The sequence below is a fragment of the Micromonospora sp. DT4 genome, from assembly GCF_049841675.1.
Classification (GTDB): Bacteria; Actinomycetota; Actinomycetes; order Mycobacteriales; family Micromonosporaceae; genus Micromonospora.
On sequence record NZ_JBNCKT010000304.1, the window covers coordinates 1 to 1,049 of the forward strand.

General features: G+C 68.6%; 1 protein-coding gene. It reads right to left on the reverse strand.

Translation table 11 applies throughout. The features are described from left to right. Positions 1–83: 83 nt before the first annotated feature. Positions 84–1,049: tyrosine-type recombinase/integrase (locus ACLQ24_RS29790; protein ID WP_425895064.1), on the reverse strand; the 966-nt coding region annotated here is incomplete at its 5' end.

Consider the following 1,049-nt stretch of genomic DNA (forward strand, 5'->3'; position numbering starts at 1 on the left):
TCACCTTCGAAGGCCGCCTGTCCGCAGGCCGCAAGTAACCCATCAAAATCCAGTTACACCGTTAAGTTGACAGTCCCCTGGTCTCATCCCGCGAGGCGGGGACCGCGACGCCTCCGGTCGATCTTCTTCGCGACCGCGTCTGCGGCGTTCTGGTGCATCCGTTTGGTGACGCTCTGGTAGGTGTCGCGGGTCAGGGTTGTGGTGGAGTGGCCGAGTTGCTCGGAGACGACCTTGATGTCGATGCCGGCGTCGAGGGCGATGGTGGCGGCGCTGTGGCGTAGGTCGTGCAGCCGGATCGGGGGCAGCCCGGCCTTGCGGACTAGCTTGCGGAATCGTTGGGTGACGGCGTTGGGGTGCCAGGGGTGCCCGTCGGGGCGGACGAAGAACAGGCCGGTGTCGGGCCATGCGTCGCTGGCGGCGAGTTGCCAGGCGGCGCGGCGGGCCTTGTAGGCGGCGAGGACTTTGGTCGTGTCGGTGTCGAGGGCGACGTCGCGGTTTCCGGCCCTGCTCTTCGGTGGTTTCTGCACGGCGGTGTAGCCGTGGGTGGCTATCTGGTTGTTGATCGTGGTCTCGCGGCGGTGCAGGCGCACCTCGCTGTCGCGCAGGCCGCACGCCTCGCCGCGGCGGGGCCCTCGGTAGGCCATGTAGTGCCACATCGGGTGCAGGTCGGGGGCGTGTACGGCGGCGTAGTCGAGGAACTGCACGACCTGGGAGTCGGTCCACACCATCACCGGTCCAGGGACCTCGCCGGTGGCCTTCCACCGCTGTACGCGTTCGTCCTCCCACACGATTGGCAGGGGCCGGTCGGCGGGGACCTTGACCAGGGCGGCGGGGTTGGCGCCGACGATGAGTTCGTCGGCAAGGGCGTCGTTGATCGCCTTCCGCAGGCAGGCGCGGATGCGTTGGCGTGTGGTGGCGCCGGTGGGTCGCACGCCGGTGACGGACGCGCGGATGGCTGGGTCGGTGCTCGCTTTCGCGGCGGTGATCTCGTCGTTGCGGCGCTCGATGGCGGCGAACATGGCGCGGATGTGGGTGGTGCGCAGTTTGTC